General features: G+C 39.4%; 17 protein-coding genes and 2 tRNA genes. 8 read left to right on the top strand and 11 right to left on the bottom strand.

What is annotated here, in order from left to right; translation table 11 throughout:
• Positions 1 to 126: 126 nt before the first annotated feature.
• Positions 127 to 1,029 carry a LysR family transcriptional regulator gene (locus tag F993_RS15815; RefSeq protein ID WP_004652805.1) on the bottom strand — a complete coding sequence of 301 codons (903 nt, stop codon included), beginning with the start codon at positions 1,027 to 1,029 and terminating at the stop codon, positions 127 to 129.
• Positions 1,030 to 1,270: 241 nt separating this feature from the next.
• Here F993_RS15815 and F993_RS15820 point away from each other — a divergent pair, with 241 nt between their 5' ends.
• From F993_RS15820 to F993_RS15830, 3 genes are all read left to right on the top strand, one after another.
• On the top strand, positions 1,271 to 2,635 hold the full coding sequence (locus tag F993_RS15820; RefSeq protein ID WP_004652804.1) for a hypothetical protein: 1,365 nt from the start codon (positions 1,271 to 1,273) through the stop codon (positions 2,633 to 2,635).
• Positions 2,636 to 2,716: 81 nt separating this feature from the next.
• Complete coding sequence (locus F993_RS15825) at positions 2,717 to 3,910, top strand: OmpP1/FadL family transporter (protein ID WP_004652803.1); 1,194 nt, start codon at positions 2,717 to 2,719, stop codon at positions 3,908 to 3,910.
• 123 nt (positions 3,911 to 4,033) lie between these two features.
• Positions 4,034 to 4,624, top strand: coding sequence for a helix-turn-helix domain-containing protein (locus F993_RS15830; protein ID WP_004652801.1), 591 nt, complete (start codon positions 4,034 to 4,036; stop codon positions 4,622 to 4,624).
• A gap of 73 nt (positions 4,625 to 4,697) precedes the next feature.
• On the opposite strand, the gene F993_RS15835 is transcribed toward F993_RS15830, so the two are convergent.
• The 5 genes from F993_RS15835 to F993_RS15855 all read right to left on the bottom strand — a co-directional run bounded on the left by F993_RS15835 (position 4,698) and on the right by F993_RS15855 (position 8,112).
• Complete coding sequence (locus F993_RS15835) at positions 4,698 to 5,141, bottom strand: acetyltransferase (RefSeq protein WP_004652800.1); 444 nt, start codon at positions 5,139 to 5,141, stop codon at positions 4,698 to 4,700.
• Between the two features lie 330 nt (positions 5,142 to 5,471).
• Positions 5,472 to 5,545 (bottom strand) — tRNA-Trp (locus tag F993_RS15840).
• A gap of 68 nt (positions 5,546 to 5,613) precedes the next feature.
• Positions 5,614 to 5,698, bottom strand: a tRNA-Leu gene (locus F993_RS15845).
• A 100-nt stretch (positions 5,699 to 5,798) separates the two neighbouring features.
• Positions 5,799 to 6,629: a protein kinase domain-containing protein gene (locus tag F993_RS15850; protein ID WP_004652799.1), complete on the bottom strand. Its 831-nt coding sequence runs from the start codon at positions 6,627 to 6,629 to the stop codon at positions 5,799 to 5,801.
• Positions 6,604 to 8,112, bottom strand: a complete 1,509-nt coding sequence (locus F993_RS15855; RefSeq protein ID WP_004652798.1) for a DUF3336 domain-containing protein — start codon at positions 8,110 to 8,112, stop codon at positions 6,604 to 6,606. Before F993_RS15855 ends, F993_RS15850 begins: the two co-directional genes overlap by 26 nt.
• A gap of 174 nt (positions 8,113 to 8,286) precedes the next feature.
• Here F993_RS15855 and F993_RS15860 point away from each other — a divergent pair, with 174 nt between their 5' ends.
• Both F993_RS15860 and F993_RS15865 read left to right on the top strand, forming a co-directional pair.
• Complete coding sequence (locus F993_RS15860; protein ID WP_004652797.1) at positions 8,287 to 9,177, top strand: ATP-binding protein; 891 nt, start codon at positions 8,287 to 8,289, stop codon at positions 9,175 to 9,177.
• 101 nt (positions 9,178 to 9,278) lie between these two features.
• A complete protein-coding gene (locus F993_RS15865; RefSeq protein ID WP_004652796.1) occupies positions 9,279 to 10,379 on the top strand; it encodes a DUF6670 family protein in 1,101 nt (366 codons plus the stop codon).
• A gap of 72 nt (positions 10,380 to 10,451) precedes the next feature.
• Here F993_RS15865 and F993_RS15870 read toward each other — a convergent pair whose 3' ends face one another.
• A complete protein-coding gene (locus F993_RS15870) occupies positions 10,452 to 11,012 on the bottom strand; it encodes a TetR/AcrR family transcriptional regulator (protein WP_004652795.1) in 561 nt (186 codons plus the stop codon).
• 91 nt (positions 11,013 to 11,103) lie between these two features.
• On the opposite strand from F993_RS15870, the gene F993_RS15875 reads away from it, so the two are divergent.
• The 3 genes from F993_RS15875 to F993_RS15885 all read left to right on the top strand — a co-directional run bounded on the left by F993_RS15875 (position 11,104) and on the right by F993_RS15885 (position 13,284).
• Positions 11,104 to 11,646 carry an HPP family protein gene (locus F993_RS15875; protein ID WP_004652794.1) on the top strand — a complete coding sequence of 181 codons (543 nt, stop codon included), beginning with the start codon at positions 11,104 to 11,106 and terminating at the stop codon, positions 11,644 to 11,646.
• A gap of 151 nt (positions 11,647 to 11,797) precedes the next feature.
• Positions 11,798 to 12,376: a TetR/AcrR family transcriptional regulator gene (locus F993_RS15880; protein ID WP_004652793.1), complete on the top strand. Its 579-nt coding sequence runs from the start codon at positions 11,798 to 11,800 to the stop codon at positions 12,374 to 12,376.
• Entirely contained in the window at positions 12,373 to 13,284 is a 912-nt protein-coding gene (locus F993_RS15885; RefSeq protein WP_004652791.1) for a DMT family transporter, read from the top strand. The genes F993_RS15880 and F993_RS15885 overlap by 4 nt, the downstream gene beginning before the upstream one ends.
• 3 nt (positions 13,285 to 13,287) lie before the next feature.
• Here F993_RS15885 and F993_RS15890 read toward each other — a convergent pair whose 3' ends face one another.
• From F993_RS15890 to F993_RS15905, 4 genes are all read right to left on the bottom strand, one after another.
• Positions 13,288 to 13,632, bottom strand: a complete 345-nt coding sequence (locus F993_RS15890; RefSeq protein WP_004652790.1) for a hypothetical protein — start codon at positions 13,630 to 13,632, stop codon at positions 13,288 to 13,290.
• 124 nt (positions 13,633 to 13,756) lie between these two features.
• The gene (locus tag F993_RS15895) at positions 13,757 to 14,260 is read right to left on the bottom strand and encodes a hypothetical protein (protein WP_004652789.1); all 504 of its coding nucleotides are present in this window, start codon (positions 14,258 to 14,260) and stop codon (positions 13,757 to 13,759) included.
• A 40-nt stretch (positions 14,261 to 14,300) separates the two neighbouring features.
• The gene (locus F993_RS15900; protein ID WP_004652788.1) at positions 14,301 to 15,056 is read right to left on the bottom strand and encodes a tRNA(His) guanylyltransferase Thg1 family protein; all 756 of its coding nucleotides are present in this window, start codon (positions 15,054 to 15,056) and stop codon (positions 14,301 to 14,303) included.
• Positions 15,056 to 15,508 (bottom strand): bifunctional polynucleotide phosphatase/kinase family protein, encoded by a 453-nt coding sequence (locus F993_RS15905; RefSeq protein ID WP_004652787.1) that lies wholly within the window; start codon positions 15,506 to 15,508, stop codon positions 15,056 to 15,058. The genes F993_RS15900 and F993_RS15905 overlap by 1 nt, the downstream gene beginning before the upstream one ends.
• Between the last annotated feature and the right edge of the window lies 1 nt (position 15,509).

Here is a 15,509-nt window from a genome sequence, read left to right as displayed (position 1 = left end):
ACTCTATTATTCAAAAACTAATTGGTACAAAAAATTTAAAATTAAGCAAAAAATGAGCTGTTTTTTAGCATTTTATTTATTGACAGTGACAATATGAAAAACTATGGAGAGGTCTAAAAGGGAAATTTAGGAATTTATCTTTTCAAACCAATCCTGAATCATCTCTAAAAACAGCCTCATCCCCATCGAGTGAATACTAATCGATTTATAAACTGCACATGCATGCCATGAAAAAGCAGGATTCTGATAATTTAAGACAGCAATATTCCGATTTTCCAACAAAGACTGAAATAAATGGCTTGGTCCAGCCGTAATTGCATCACTATGCATGACATGATGAATCAATAAATCGTAGTCATTCACAGTTAAGCAAATTCGTGGAGAGTGCCCCGTATGTGTTTGAGCTTTTAACCATTGCATTTTCTGTTTTGAAATTCGCGGTAAAGCAAATGGATAATCCAAAAGATGATCAAATGCCAAAGGGTTAATTTCAAGCAAAGGATGTCCAGTACGAACGATAAAATTAATCGGGTCTTGGAACAGTGAAACTGAAATTAAGTCGTCATTCAGATCAACATACTCGGTACTTAAAATTCCCAAGTCTAGAATCCCTTTCTCTAATTTTTCAACAATATTCTTGGGGTTATCAACATATAAATGTACTTCAATTTCAGGATATTGCTTTGAAAATAAAGGAATCACATCTTTCATCAATGCATGAATAATCACAGGCCCTGTCCCGATGTGTATTTCTCCAACTTGACCACTCGAAAGGAGCTTAATTTCTTTATGCAAGGTATCTAACTGCTGCAAAATCTGTGGTGCCTGTTTTAGGATATGCTCAGTATATAAAGTGGGCTTCACCCCTTTACTGGTCCTTTCAAACAGACTCACGCCCAAATCATGTTCTAATTTTTTAATGCTATTGGTTAACGACGGTTGGGTCATGCAAAGTACCTCCGCCGCCTGATTAATAGTCCCAATTTCAGTCAGCACCATAATTTGCTGCAAATGTCTTGGCTTAATCATGTCTCATCCTTGAATATTTTATTGCGATCCATAAACCTATTAAAAATCAGCTTCTATCCTCACTTAGCTAAAAATATATCTTATTTTCATTGTTCTTTTGGGTATATCTAAAAACTATAACTTCCATACAAAAAATCCATTATCCAATATATCTGAAACTTTTTATGCTCATTCCAGATTAAACTTTTTTTAATCCAAAGTTTTTCATCAGAGATAAATGTCATATTCACAAGGATGTAAAATGAATCACACGCTCTTACCACTGTTCATTGCAAGTACTCTATTTTCTATTGCTTGCTCCTCACAAGCCCAAGAAATAAAGACTCAAGCAAGCGCTCAACAGCCAGAGGCAATTCCGGGACCACGTTCATGCTTTTGGGCTCGCGGTCCTGTCAGTGCTGATCCCTATATCAATATCGCCTATCCAGATGCCAATGTTTATTATTGGGCGACTACCTTCACGATTCCTGAGGGTGCAAAACTTCAATTAAAGGGTGAATTTACACACTCTCGTTATATGTCTTTTATTAGTTATGATGAGGCAGGAAAACCTGTTGAGTCCGTTGCCGACTATTTAATCAAACCAGACAATAATTCTGCGAACCCTTTTGTTTACGGGCAACACCGCAATCCATCACAACGCAATTATACATTAGATCTATCAACCACACCTGTGACAGCACAACGTAAGGTGGGACAGCTCGGTCAAGCGCAAAGTGTTAACCAGCTATATGCTCCAGCCTATGGAAAAAAACAACAAACCGTTTTATATCGCATTTACCTACCTGATAACGGCCAAAGTATTACTGGTGGTGTACGCTTACCAACTCCTCGACTTACGCTTGCGGATGGCCGTGTTGTTGAAGCAGATCAAGCCTGTGCGCAGCTCAACACCAACCAGCCTCTACAACTCTCCTCAGCTGCTGTAAGCATTTCACCTAATGATTATCGACAACTTGTTCATCAAGCTGGCAAACCAGATACATGGCCTGCGCAGAATCCTGCCCAATGGTTTATTCAGCTTGATCGAGAAAGCCTGTTAGGTATTTTCACGGGCAAAATCAATGAACAAGCAAGACGTTCAGAAGGTGGTTTTTATCCAAACCTCGATAATCAATACATCCGAACAGTTGTGAATCGAAAATATGGCAAGGTCTTTGTACTACGTGGAAAGGCACCTACAGTTTCTAAGACTTTCAACAATACAGGGCAATTCACTCAAGGTGATTTACGCTATTGGTCAATCTGTTCAAATCAGGGTTTTGCCAATACGCGCGTCAATGACTGCTTATTTGATGAGGAAATCCCTGTCGATCAAAATGGTTATTACACCGTTGTCGTGAGTCGAGTTGCTGATCGTCCACGCAATGCCAAACCAGAATGTGGTATTGGCTGGTTACCGATGGCAGAAGATGGCGATGGTGCCGTCGATCCTGATATGACCATTGTCCAAATCAGACATATGCTCGCATCTAATAATTTTAAACACACGATTGCCAATGTAGAGCAGCAAAAAGATTTAGCTTCGGTCATGCGCGAATATCTACCCAAAACCCATTATCTAATGCCAAATCAAGTCGAAATTTTTAATCCATGTTTTAAATAACAATCAAAACAATCCATACAGCACTCAAGAAAATAATAAAACTTGAGTGTTGTATGCCCCAAAAGGAATTTGGAGGCTGCAATGAATTTACCAATCAAACATTACACCCTAGCCACTTTAGTCACGGTGCCCTTTATGATCAGCACAGGATATAGCGCAGGTCTGGATCGTTCTGGCCAATCCATTACTGATTTTTTCCAAATTGGAAGCTATGCATCCCTCTCTTATAATTATTCAATGCCTAAAGTCAGTGGGCAGGATAAAGGATTGAGTAGCCAAGGCAATCCCAACAGCATTCCCAATATTAGCGCTAATAATAGCGCTCTACGAAGCAGCTTAAAAACAGATTTAACGGAGAAAATAAGTCTAGGACTGATCTACGACCAGCCCTTCAATATTGATCTACATCATCGTGGACATAGCGATTTTGTTTCTCAATTTGAAAATAAACCTGCAAAAGGAACACAAGCCACTCTAGACAGCCATAATTTAACTGGGCTGCTTGGCTTGAATATCAATCAAAATTTAAGTATTTATGCAGGTCCAGCACTGGAGCAAATACAAGGTGAAATCAAACTACGTGGACAAATTTATAGAGGAACAGCCAATTACAACGCTAAATTACATTCAGATTATGCGATGGGTTGGGTTACAGGATTCAGCCTTAAAAAACCTGAAATTGGGCTAAAAGCAGCACTCACGTATCGCTCCCAAATCAAACATCAAACACGCACCACTGAGCAGTTTTCAGCAGTAAGTGATGAGCTATATGTTCTACCCGCTACTTTTACATCGCCTGAATCTGTTAATTTTGATTTTCAAACGGGCTTAAGCAAACAAACCTTACTCAGTGCCAATATTCGCTGGGTGCCTTGGCAAGACTTTGAACTTAAACCCGCCAAATTGGCAGAGCGGACAGCCCCAGTCAGTCCAGATAAAACAGGACTCCCTCTACTCAGTTATGAACAAGATCAATGGTCTGCACAAATTGGAATCGCGCAGAAACTTACTGATAAATTTTCAGTTTCAACGTCTGTCAGTTGGGATTCAGGTCTTGGTGATCCTGCTAATGCGCTTGGGCCAGTCAATGGTTACTGGGGTGTTGGGCTTGGATTGCAATATAATTTCCAGCCTAACTGGGCACTTTCACTCGGTGGAAGATATTTATGGCTAGGCGATGCCCAAGCAAAACGTCAGAATGGTGATATTGTTGGAGACTTTAGAGATAACCACAGTATGCTTCTGGGTTTAAAACTGGCATACCAAAAGAAATAAATTAAAAATGCTAATAGAAACAAACAGCATTCATTGTACTCGTTTGTTTCTATACCAATTTCATGCAACATCCATCTCATTTCTATCGCATAATATGCCTGTCCAAAATTGTAGGTTCATATCATGGTTGAAAAAGCGGATAGTCAGATGCTTGATACTGAAATCGCTCGTTTACTGCTTAAGCAAAGAAAAAGTAAGGGGTGGACTGTTGCCGAATTAGCGCAATATTCGGGAGTCAGCCAAGCGATGATCAGCAAAGTTGAGCGCGGCGCTTCCAGCCCCAGTGCAGCCATTCTCAGCCGTTTAGCCAGTGCCTTGGGTATTACACTTTCTAAATTATTTGCTGAAGCTGAACTCAACCAAAATACACATGTATTGGTCTCTAAACAATCACAACAACAATATTGGACAGACACTCAATTGGGACTTACCCGCTGGTCAATCTCGCCAGCAGGCGCAAACCCAGAAATGATTAAAGTCGAAATTCCAGCGGCAGGAAAATTCAGCATTCCTGCGAGTGCGTATCAACATCTTAGCGGTCAGACGATTTGGCTATTAAGCGGACAACTTGATATTCAAATTGATACGCAACATTTTCATTTAGACGCTGGAGATTGTATTGCATTGACAGCACCAGCACATTGCCAATTAACCAATCCAGATGATCAACAACCTTGTGTTTATATCGTGAGTTTTAGCCAAAAACAGGCTTAACACTTCATAATCAACGCGATTTTGCTGTCCTATTCATCTCACCCAATACCAACGATGTGTTAATAAAACAGCATTAAGCCTTTGGTTCAATCGCAAGATGCAACAATGGATATGCTCGACCTTGGCTATCCAGTTCTGAGCGGCCTGTAACCTGAAAACCGAGATGTTGATAAAACCCAACTGCTTGCTGATTTTGTTCATTCACATCAATGGTGAGATTGGGATGCAGCGTTAAAGCATGGGATAACAAAAATTTTCCAACGCCTTGTCCTCGAGCTGTCGCATCAATAAATAATGCTTCCATATGCCCTTCATGCAAGAACATAAAACCCAATGGCTGATCATCTGAATTCACAGCAACCCATACTGGAGTCTCTGAAAAAAAGCCAATCACCTCTTTTTCAATTTCAAGACGATCTTCAGGCTTAAGAAATTGGTGAGTTGCATCAACAGAACTTTTCCAAATTGCAACGATCTGAGCGCCCTCATCAGGACGCGACATACGAATGTCTAACATTTGATATCTCTTCACATAAACTTAAAAGTCAGGCAAAGAATTCCTCTAGAATGAATAATTCACCATGGGTTTAATTTACTATAGTGAACAAATAATTACAATAGTAATAAAAATAAAGTCTTTTCGACCGAACTAATCCAGGTCGCTTGGAAATTATAATTTTCAAATCTATAGAACCTGCTCACAGTACTGATCTGGGTCGATAGCCTGCCTTTCAAGTTGAACGCAAGATTTTTGAAAGATGGTACGTTTTTTAGAAGAGATATGAGATGAAGAAATATCACAGACAATAAAAAAGCCCTTGTTTTCACAAGGGCTTTTTTATTTATTTGGCAGAGGATCAAGGACTCGAACCTTGACGAACGGTTTTGGAGACCGTCATGCTACCATTACACCAATCCTCTATAACCACATGATTAAATCATCTCAGATTTAACCATAAAAAAAGCAAGTTAAACTTGCTTTTTAAATATGGTGGGGGCGAAGAGACTCGAACTCTTACACCTTGCGGCGCTGGAACCTAAATCCAGTGCGTCTACCAATTTCGCCACGCCCCCGATGGCTATGCATATTAGTGAGAAACATGCGGTATGACAAGTCTTTCCTATAAAAAAATCAATCAACTGAACACATAATATTCAAATCCAGTATTGATGTTTATTTTTGCGACAAATCAATTGCATTTAGGCTATTTTTTGCAGCTAAAACTGAATTAAAACGTTGTTTAACATGCTTTTGGGTTAACCCATTCAATAGCGGAAGAAAAACCTCAAATTCAATCGGAAGCTGAATCTGTAGTTGCTGACAATGTAAAACGGCCCAATCGTGATAAGTCGTTGCCTTTAATCGTGATTGAGTCAACCATTCATACACGATAATACCCAAAGCATAGAGGTCACTTTGAATACTTTTGCCTACCCCATGGAAAAGTTCGGGTGCCATATAGTGAGGCGTCGCATCTAGGGTCTGGATTGGCTGTCCAATTCTAAAACATTGCTCAAAATCGATTAATTTGCACGAATACTCATATAAACGGAAATGTTCAGTCTTCAAATCCCCATGAATCCAACCAACCTGATGCAAGGCCTCGACAACATCTAGCGCGCTTAGAATCTTTTGTTTTATCGTATCAATATCACGAAACATATTAATATCACTAAAATAAACATCTGAATTGACGCTTAACAACCCCTGCTCAACCCCTGCAAAATCTAAGTCTGTTGCAACATCGCTCAACGGAATGATTTGATAGGGCAATAAAAATGTTTGCTTTGCTTGAGCAAATTGTTGATAGAACACGAGTTCCCGCAGAAAGGCCTGTTCTAAAAGCGGATGTGTCCCTAGCTTATGAAATTTAAGCCAGTAGCATTGTTGCTCGACTTGAAAGGTATAAACACGTCGTCCAAAGCGATAACTTTGTACTTTTGTCTTTAACCTTACATCTTCAAGTTGAATTTTTGGATTAGAGATCCACGTAGTAAAACTCATTCTGCTGCTTTTCGTCCTGCTTCCGCAATGATGTTAAACAATGCTCAATGGTTTTACCAATCCGTGCATGGATTTCAATTGAGGCAATTTTCGGCCAAGTTGCCCGTTCGCCCTCTTGTTGCAAGATTTTAAACAGTTTCGGACGTGGATTTTGCAGCATATAGCTATAGTGTCTGAAACCATATTTGGCAATGATATTCACATCACCATAATAACGCTGCCCTAAAATACCGTAACCATGATCAAGTATCCGGCGAATCGGGAAAAAACTGCCCATATAGCTTCGAGTTAAATCCATGACATCCAAGGCAATGGTTTTGCCTTGATGACGGATAATTCGCTCAGGCCAACTGAGCACATCCCGTCGGAAGCGATTACTGTCACTTTGCATAAACGGCACGATATGTGGATTGACCTGACTGGCAATGGTGTAATTAATATTATACAGCCGAGCCATTTTCTCCTGCGGAAAATCACTGCGCATACTGCCATCCACCCATTTGGTATTGGCAAGATACGGGGTATGTTGTCCATCATAACGCTTACTGGTCAAATGCACGGGCGGGAATAACACAGGCACAGCACAAGAAGCCAGTACGGCGCTCCAAACCAACACATTGGGTGCAGTCAATGCATTCATAATGCGTGGGTTTTGTGCGGTGTTATACGGTGCAATCACAATATTAATATGACGCTTGGACTGTTTATACGCTTCGGCAAAAGTCACATCACCCAAGTTTTGCATCAGGAATTTTTTCAAATACATCACATCAGCAATACCACCACGACCTCGAATGAGCTCACTGATTTTTCTAAATTTAAATGCATCACTAAAAAAATGTTCCCCTTGTAGCAATTCAGGCACTTTATCTGGTGTAGAAACCCCCAACATGCCTGTCATGATTGCCCCTGCGCTAGAGCCAGATAAAACTTGCGGCATCAAATCTTGCTCGAGAAGCGCCTTACACACCCCTGTATGAAATAACCCCAAAGTTGCACCGCCTGAAAACATCAAAGCTGGTTGACCATAGGCTTTTTGACATTCCTCAAAAAACTGAATTTTCTCTTTCAACTGGAAGGTAATACATTCACTCGAAGCCAAGTAACGGAAACAGTCACTCATTTCTTCGACATAATTTTCAATAATCTTTTTGGTACCAATATAGGTTTCGGCAAATAACATTGGATGCCCAATATTGGCGAAGTCATAAGACAGACCTTCTCGCAATACATAAATCAGATCGAGCGTTCGATGCTGGATACGATACTTTTTTAATAAGTTATAGCGTTTCGAAAGAATTTCCGCATCAAAATAAGGCGATTCATTGTCATATTTCCATGCTTCATGCCCAGATTCTTCATCCAGTTTTAGTGCAATTTCTTTCCATTCTGTATAAGAGCTTGCATGCCGTAGGCGTTCTTGCAACACGTCAACTCTATGTGTCTGATATGTATTCTTTTTCTCTTGAACTCTATTGAACATTTGCAATCCTACATTTCAGCTTATTTTTTATACGCTTGCACCTATACAATGCAAAAAGCCGTAGCAACAATCAAGGGTAAAATCGATTTATTTCGATATTTCTGATGATATTTTCTTTATTTCAGTAATAGCAGTGATAGTATCCCTATTCATCATTGAGTTTGGTTTATATGTATGGCTATCCTTGATTTACCCGAATCTATCCTTCAATCCTTATCCAGTGTGTTAACACAGCTCCAGCAAGTTCTCCCAGAACCAAAGCAACCCACGGATTTCTCCGCAATTGCTTTCCGTTGGGAAAATCAGCAACTGGTCGCCATACAGCAGCCCAAGAAAATGTATCTGGAAGACTTAAAGGGAATTGAGCGTCAAAAAGACAAGATCATTCAAAATACTTTACAGTTTCTAAATGGTTTACCTGCCAATGATGTGTTGCTGACAGGTTCACGCGGTACAGGAAAATCATCCATTGTGCGTGCCCTATTGACTGAATATTCTGCTCAGGGCTTACGCTTGATTGAGATTGAACGTGATGATTTATCGGATTTACCTAAAATTCAAAAACTGATTGAAGATCGTCCTGAAAAATTTATTGTTTATTGTGATGATCTCGCCTTCAATGCTGAAGATGAAAACTACCGTAGCTTAAAAAGTGTGCTGGATGGTTCACTACAATCTGGTTCGAGCAATTTTATTATTTATGCAACCAGTAACCGCCGTCACTTACTACCTGAGTTTATGCACGAAAATACCCCTGTGCGTAAGGTCGATGTGCCGCAATATACGGAACTCCATCCACAGGAAGCGATTGAAGAAAAAATTTCGCTTTCCGACCGTTTTGGCCTGTGGCTATCGTTTTACCCAATGGATCAACAGCTCTATTTAGCCATCGTCGAGCACTATATTGTCAAAGCCGATTTGGAATATAACGATCTGGTTCGCGGTGAAAGTTTGAAATGGTGTCAGGCACGTGGGCAACGTTCTGGTCGTGCTGCCTACCAGTTCTCAAAACACTGGATTGGGTCACAAAACCTAGAAAAATTGTCAAACAAAGCCAGCGCATAAATGTCCTGAAAAGCTGTAGCTTTGTCCTTATTTCCGCTTAGCATCGGCAATTGTTTCTCATACTCTAACGGTCACAGCATGGATTGAGTTTAGGAAACAAGATGAAGAAACAATTGCCACCGACATCCCTGACCAGCAAAATTTTGGGTAAAAGCTTATTGCTTGCGCAAGGTACGCTCGATAAAGCCGTAAAATACTCGACCCTTCCATTTTCGGAACCTGAAATTATTCGCCCACGTACCGAAGAAAAATTTTATACGTGGACGCATTATGGAATTTTCTTTCCTTTATTGCCAGAACCGCATCGTTATTTAAATATCATGATTTTATTGGGTACACCTGGCGCATTGGCCTTTGACCATGATGATATTACGGTAGGTGATCCAAGAAAGAGTGCAACCTTCTTTTCCAGCACCGCGGCTGTAGATGAACACCTATTAAAAGCGTATATCATTCCAGAGAATGCCAATATTCAACAAGATGGCACACTGATCGAACTGGGTGAGGAAGTTTCGATTCAAGGCACATTACCGAATATTCATCTCAAAGGTGCCTATCATGGGCTCAACTTTGAATTTGAGTTAGATGTCAGCGATCAAATTTCATGGTTTATCAAAACCCCGATTTATGATCATTTTAGTTTATTGGCAAGCTTTAAAGGTCAACTTGAATATCAAGGTAAAACCACCCCTGCCGAAGGTTTATGTACTTATGAATATGCCCGTGCAACAGGCGCACATGGCGTGGTGAAAAAACTCCTGCCTGAACCGTATAAATTACCGTTGGATTTCTTTACCTATCAAATTATTAACTTAACTGAGACCACCCAATTACTGCTCACTAAAGCCGATATTCTAGGACAACCTGCCGCCTATAGTCTGCATGTTCGCCATACTGACCAGCCAGCAGAAATCTATACCAATGTGGAATTCAAGGTCATTGCTCATCAAGTTGATGATCATGTTTCACCGAGTGGCAAGAAAATGCGCTTACCACAACAGTTCTCTTGGTCAGTCAAAGATGATGCTGATCAAAAGGTTCTCGAGATCACTGCGGAAATTGATAGCCCATTCCGTTACGGTCATGGTGTTGGTTATGCCAGCGCCTATACGTTTACAGGCGAATATTTAAATAAGCCCGTTCAAGGTCGTGGTTATATCGAATATGTGGATGTAGAAGATCAGAACGCATTTAAACAATAAAAAAAGCAGTAAGCCTTTGCAATCTATCAAAGGCTTACTCACATACCATAACAATGATTTTACGACCAATTTTTAAAGTACTGCAGGATGAAACGCATCAATCATTTGGTTAATTGAATCTTTGATCTCCGCTGCCACCTTTGCATCATAACCTTCGACCAAAAAACGGCTAATGAGCCCTTCGATCAGCGTATAAGTCACCTCAATCAACATTTCTGCCTTTGGATAAGTGTGCAGATATTTTGTGATTAAGTTTCTAATCCAAACTTTATGTTCTTTTGACACAGAGATAATCTCTTGATCGCCCAAATGCGATTCCGCTACCGCTCTTACGAACAAGCAACCTTTAAAGTTATCTTCTTGAAACCATAATAAATGCCAATCGATCAGCCTATTCAACGCTTCTCGTCCTGTTGCATCTGCAACATAATCCAACAGACGCTGTCTGAACTTTTCATCACGCGCTTCTAAGACCGACTTCACCAATTGATTTTTGTTTTTGAAATAGGTGTACATGGTGGTTTTTGAACAGCCAGACTCATCTCGAATCAAGTCAACTCCCACTCCAACAAAACTATTTTCATAAAATAATTTTTCTGCGGTATGCAAAATTTTATTGGCTGACTTTGACATAAAAATTTACCCAATCAAAATAGTACAGATCTGTACTATTTGTAATTTTAGTTTTATTATCGGCATAAAGCAACCCTGTAGTGAGATCACCATGTTATCTTTATTCAACGGTAGAGAGCATCTCGCCCCCATACCCCAATCCATTGATGTCATAAGAAGCCTCATCGGTGGAACATTGAGTATTTTGATCTTAATTTTACTCAGTAAATTCACCCACAATCTATTTATCATGGCACCATTCGGTGCAACCTGCGTCATTCTATATGCGGTATCTCAATCGCCCTTGGCGCAACCTCGCAATGTGATTTTGGGGCATTTTGTCTCGGCTTTTATTGGTTTACTGTTTCTAAAAGTTTTTGGTGTCTCGACACTGAGCATTGCTCTGTCTGTCGGTTGTGCCATCGCAGCCATGCAACTTCTGCGTTGCGTTCATCCACCTGCTGGGGCAAATCCATTGGTGATTTTGCTAACCGCGAATACCATTCAATACCATTGGAGTTTCTTATTCTTTCCTGTGTTGCTCGGTTCAATTGCATTGGTACTGGTTGCATGGCTGGTCAACAATCTAAAATCCGAGAAAAAATGGCCTGTGTATGGATTGGCTTTTATCCACAGTAAAAAGAATCTTCAGTAAAATCCTGATCGATTAAGACCAAATCCATGCGCTTTAATCGATTTCCTTTTATCAATCCAACTTAAATAAATAGAACGCATAAACTTTTGCTTGCAAATAATTTACTTTTCCATAAAATTAGGTAGGTCGGTATACATAAATATATTTTCTTATGAGCTCGAAATCAGCAAAACAAAAAATCCTAGATGCGGCATCCACCCTGTTCTATAACGATGGCATCAGTAATACAGGCATCAACAGCATTACAGAGAAAGCCAATGTCGCAAAAATGTCTTTGTACAATAACTTTGCGACTAAATCAGACTTGATCACCTGTTATATCGAAGCCCGTCATCAGGAATGGCTGGATTTATACGAAAAAAGAAAAGTGCAAATCCAAACTCCGATTGATGGTATTTTGGCAATTTTTGATGCCTATCAGGATCATGCCGAATTCGCTTATGAAAAGGGTTTTCGTGGTTGTGGACTACTCAATGCAGCCGCCGAATTCCCCGCACATAGCCCGGAACGTTTGGCAGTTAAACAGCATAAAGATGAAATCGAAGCGATTTTAGCAGGTCATTTGCAGCAACTCAGCATCAACCCACAACGAGTTAAAGAGCTGGCACTACTGCTTTCATTTATCTTGGAAGGTTGCATTGCCCGTGCCGGTTTGGAAAGCTCCAGTGATAAAGTATTTGCCGCAAAGCAAATGGTTCACAACTTATTAGAACAAGAGGTTGCAAAGTGAGTAACGCATCTTTAAACCTCAGCTCTCATTCTGGCTTTATTGCGGTTTTAGTTGCTTCTATTTTATGGGGCACCACAGGCACAGTTGCCTCTTACGCACCTAATTTGAGCCCATTGGCCATTGGTGCAATCGCAATGGGTGGCGGTGGATTATTACAAGCCTTACTCGCCCATAAAAATATCCGCAGTCATTTACCGCAAATTCAGTCTTACTATCCATTACTGTTAATTGGCATGGTCTCAGTTGCCATTTATCCATTGGCATTCTATTCGTCGATGCGTATGGCTGGAATTACCATTGGTACAGTGGTTTCAATTGGTTCAGCCCCGTTATTTACCGCTTTACTGGAAAAGTTCTTTGATAAGAAAGCCCTCTCTAAAAAGTGGTTTATTAGCTTTATCTTTGGCGTGGCAGGTGTCCTATTGCTCTCTCTAGGAGAGTCACATTCCCAAGCATCAGCACACACAATTGCTACCGATCAGAAAACTATTGGCATTATTCTCGGGCTGATCGCAGCATTGACCTATTCGTTATATTCTTGGGCTGCCAAAAAGATGATTGATCATGGGGTCGACTCGAAAGCATCTATGGGATTAATTTTTGGTTTTGGTGCTTTAATTTTATTACCTACATTATTTTTTACTGGCTCCAACCTGTTTGATGAGCCTGTGAATTTGTATGTTGTTACCTATATGATGCTGATTCCAATGTTTCTCGGTTATCTACTATTTGGTTATGCACTAAAGACCATTTCAGCCAGCACCGCCACCACATTGACCCTGTTTGAACCACTGGTTGCCGCATTATTTGCAGTTTTATTGGTTGGCGAGCAATTAGCAGCCATTGGTTGGATTGGTATGGCATTGATTTTTTTGTGTTTGGCAGTGTTATCTAAAGCTGATCGTTAACAGTCAATCAACTAGAAAAATTGCTAAGCCATTAAAATCGATAAATAGTAATAAAGCGCACACAAAGCTAAAAGCAATGATTTTCCCATTAAAGAACAATGCTACTTTGGCTAGTTTTTTAATGGGTTCATCTTTTTTCAATCCAATGATCGAAAAAATGATGCCAATAAAATTACAGATAACTGAAATGATCCATGCCAGCAAAAAGAATAAATGAATAGGTGGCATTTCACAGATTCGATCAGTCGTACATGGAATACTGAGAACATAAATCGAAAAAATTGCTGCAGCAGCAACTATAATGATACTTAACCATGCACAGCCATTGGCTGCGTTGATCACCCACATTATTGATTCTTTTTTTATTTATATTTTATTAAACAAATCGCTAAAATCATTTGATAATTAAAAAGATGAGCAGTATCGATGCAGAAAAAGAAATTTTCCCTGCATCGAAAAATATACTGAAAGATTAATACTCTTTTGCTAGCTTCTCTAGAGTGGTAAGCATTTTTCTGACCACACTTCTTTTATGATGCAACATATTCTTAATGTTACTTGGATTAAAACCCGTCAATTTTGCAACACCACGACTGGTCATATACTCACCCGTTTTCGCAAAGTGTTTTTCACTTAACTCAGTTTTTGCATTTGAAAATCGAACCGCCAGCTTATAATCATTAAACTCAGACCATGCACCAGTCTTATATTCATCCGCATCAAAACTCCCCTTCTGCTGAGTCGGTTTTTCTCGAAGAATATTACTCAAGCGATTAATGACAATTTTTTCTTCGCTTTGTTCAATCAATTGATACAGTTCAGTTTCTTCAAAAGGTCGTCCTAAAGCGATATCTTTTCTATATTGTTCAACGATTTTTTCTTTTGACTCGACCTTTTTCTCACCTTGTTGAGTGAGGCAGAGAATCTTAAATAAAGACTCTAATCGGCCACATGTAAAAATATAAGAAATTTTCAACTTACAACTCCATTATGAACGATAGTTCATAAAAATATTTTCAAAAAAAATTTTGACCTATAAATTCACTATAGAATTCATTTAAAGGCAAATCAAAATCAGCAACTAACTGCCTTCTTGTCGTTTGTGTAATTTCACCAGTTTTTGGATTCAGACCCGTTTTTTCAACGTCTTTCCAATAAACACCTGTGCCACGTTTTTGCCATGCAGGGAGTTCATTAAAATTAATCTGCTGTGAAAAGAGTAAATCATGCTTTTCTTGACGATTTAACCCTTTAACTTGTTCTGTTGCTTCAGCTACTGCATGACCCGATTTTCTTAACATCCAATAACAGTGTGCATTTAATGCATTTCGATGAGCATCCTCTTGTCGCCAACGGAAGTAGTCATCTACTAATTGCGAATTAGGTAAAACACAAACTCGAGCATCAAAAGTAGCAATTTGGCCATGCATAACAGAGAATTTTGCACTGGCTTCACCTGCTAAAATAGAAAGAATTTTACGTTCCTTGCGGTTAAAACTTTCATCACGATAATGGAATAAAAGAGAAATTTCATCGCTCTGGGTATAACCATAGATGATATTAAAACCACACTGTAATAAATGGGTTGTGGTTTCTACCATTAAATCTCTAAAATGTACATCAAATGGCGCTTCGAATTGCCAAATCTCTTTGGTTAAGCGTGTAAATCCACGACCATCCAACCTGACGACAATATAATTTTCTGGTGGAATACAGAAATCGTAAGCGGTCTCATATTTTCTTAGTCTTGTATCTAGATCTTCAAATCTCATTATTGTTCTCTTTGATACAGCAAGCTCACATTAAAATCATTTTCTTGATCAATTGAAACGCTGTAAATTTCATCAAAACCTTCATTAAGCTCAGGAATTTCTAACTTTTTAAACGTAGAAATCACACCAACTCGAGGAATTTTCGCCTTACCTACTCGTTGTTCATTCCGCAAAAGAGCATCATCCAGACCACTATCAAAATAGTAAGCAATCACTTTAAAGTGAGCATTTTTTGCATCTTGAACATATATCTTTCGATCTAGTTTACTCGGATTGGTATTATCAACAACAACCTTCTGTTTTGCGTCCAAACAAGCCTGAAACAATATTTTCTCACGATGTCTGGTTTTCAACATATCAAGATTGAGACGAATATGCGTGTCAGAGAAATATTGCTTAAAGAATGTTGATTTACCTGAAGCTTGCCCACCTACAAAAATGATAAGTTCCATT

Source organism: Acinetobacter proteolyticus (assembly GCF_000367945.1).
Taxonomy (GTDB): Bacteria; Pseudomonadota; Gammaproteobacteria; order Pseudomonadales; family Moraxellaceae; genus Acinetobacter; species Acinetobacter proteolyticus.
Note: the sequence above shows the minus strand (reverse complement) of the source record. Positions and strands in the feature narration are given on the sequence as shown.

Coding starts and splice junctions, on each gene's coding strand:
- F993_RS15815 (WP_004652805.1), bottom strand. CDS start 1,029: ATGATTAAGCCAAGACATTTGCAGCAAATTATGGTGCTGACTGAAATT.
- F993_RS15860 (WP_004652797.1), top strand. CDS start 8,287: ATGGCTATCCTTGATTTACCCGAATCTATCCTTCAATCCTTATCCAGT.
- F993_RS15905 (WP_004652787.1), bottom strand. CDS start 15,508: ATGGAACTTATCATTTTTGTAGGTGGGCAAGCTTCAGGTAAATCAACA.
- F993_RS15825 (WP_004652803.1), top strand. CDS start 2,717: ATGAATTTACCAATCAAACATTACACCCTAGCCACTTTAGTCACGGTG.
- F993_RS15820 (WP_004652804.1), top strand. CDS start 1,271: ATGAATCACACGCTCTTACCACTGTTCATTGCAAGTACTCTATTTTCT.
- F993_RS15865 (WP_004652796.1), top strand. CDS start 9,279: ATGAAGAAACAATTGCCACCGACATCCCTGACCAGCAAAATTTTGGGT.
- F993_RS15890 (WP_004652790.1), bottom strand. CDS start 13,632: ATGTGGGTGATCAACGCAGCCAATGGCTGTGCATGGTTAAGTATCATT.
- F993_RS15850 (WP_004652799.1), bottom strand. CDS start 6,629: ATGAGTTTTACTACGTGGATCTCTAATCCAAAAATTCAACTTGAAGAT.
- F993_RS15900 (WP_004652788.1), bottom strand. CDS start 15,056: ATGAGATTTGAAGATCTAGATACAAGACTAAGAAAATATGAGACCGCT.
- F993_RS15880 (WP_004652793.1), top strand. CDS start 11,798: ATGAGCTCGAAATCAGCAAAACAAAAAATCCTAGATGCGGCATCCACC.
- F993_RS15875 (WP_004652794.1), top strand. CDS start 11,104: ATGTTATCTTTATTCAACGGTAGAGAGCATCTCGCCCCCATACCCCAA.
- F993_RS15835 (WP_004652800.1), bottom strand. CDS start 5,141: ATGTTAGACATTCGTATGTCGCGTCCTGATGAGGGCGCTCAGATCGTT.
- F993_RS15830 (WP_004652801.1), top strand. CDS start 4,034: ATGGTTGAAAAAGCGGATAGTCAGATGCTTGATACTGAAATCGCTCGT.
- F993_RS15870 (WP_004652795.1), bottom strand. CDS start 11,012: ATGTCAAAGTCAGCCAATAAAATTTTGCATACCGCAGAAAAATTATTT.
- F993_RS15855 (WP_004652798.1), bottom strand. CDS start 8,112: ATGTTCAATAGAGTTCAAGAGAAAAAGAATACATATCAGACACATAGA.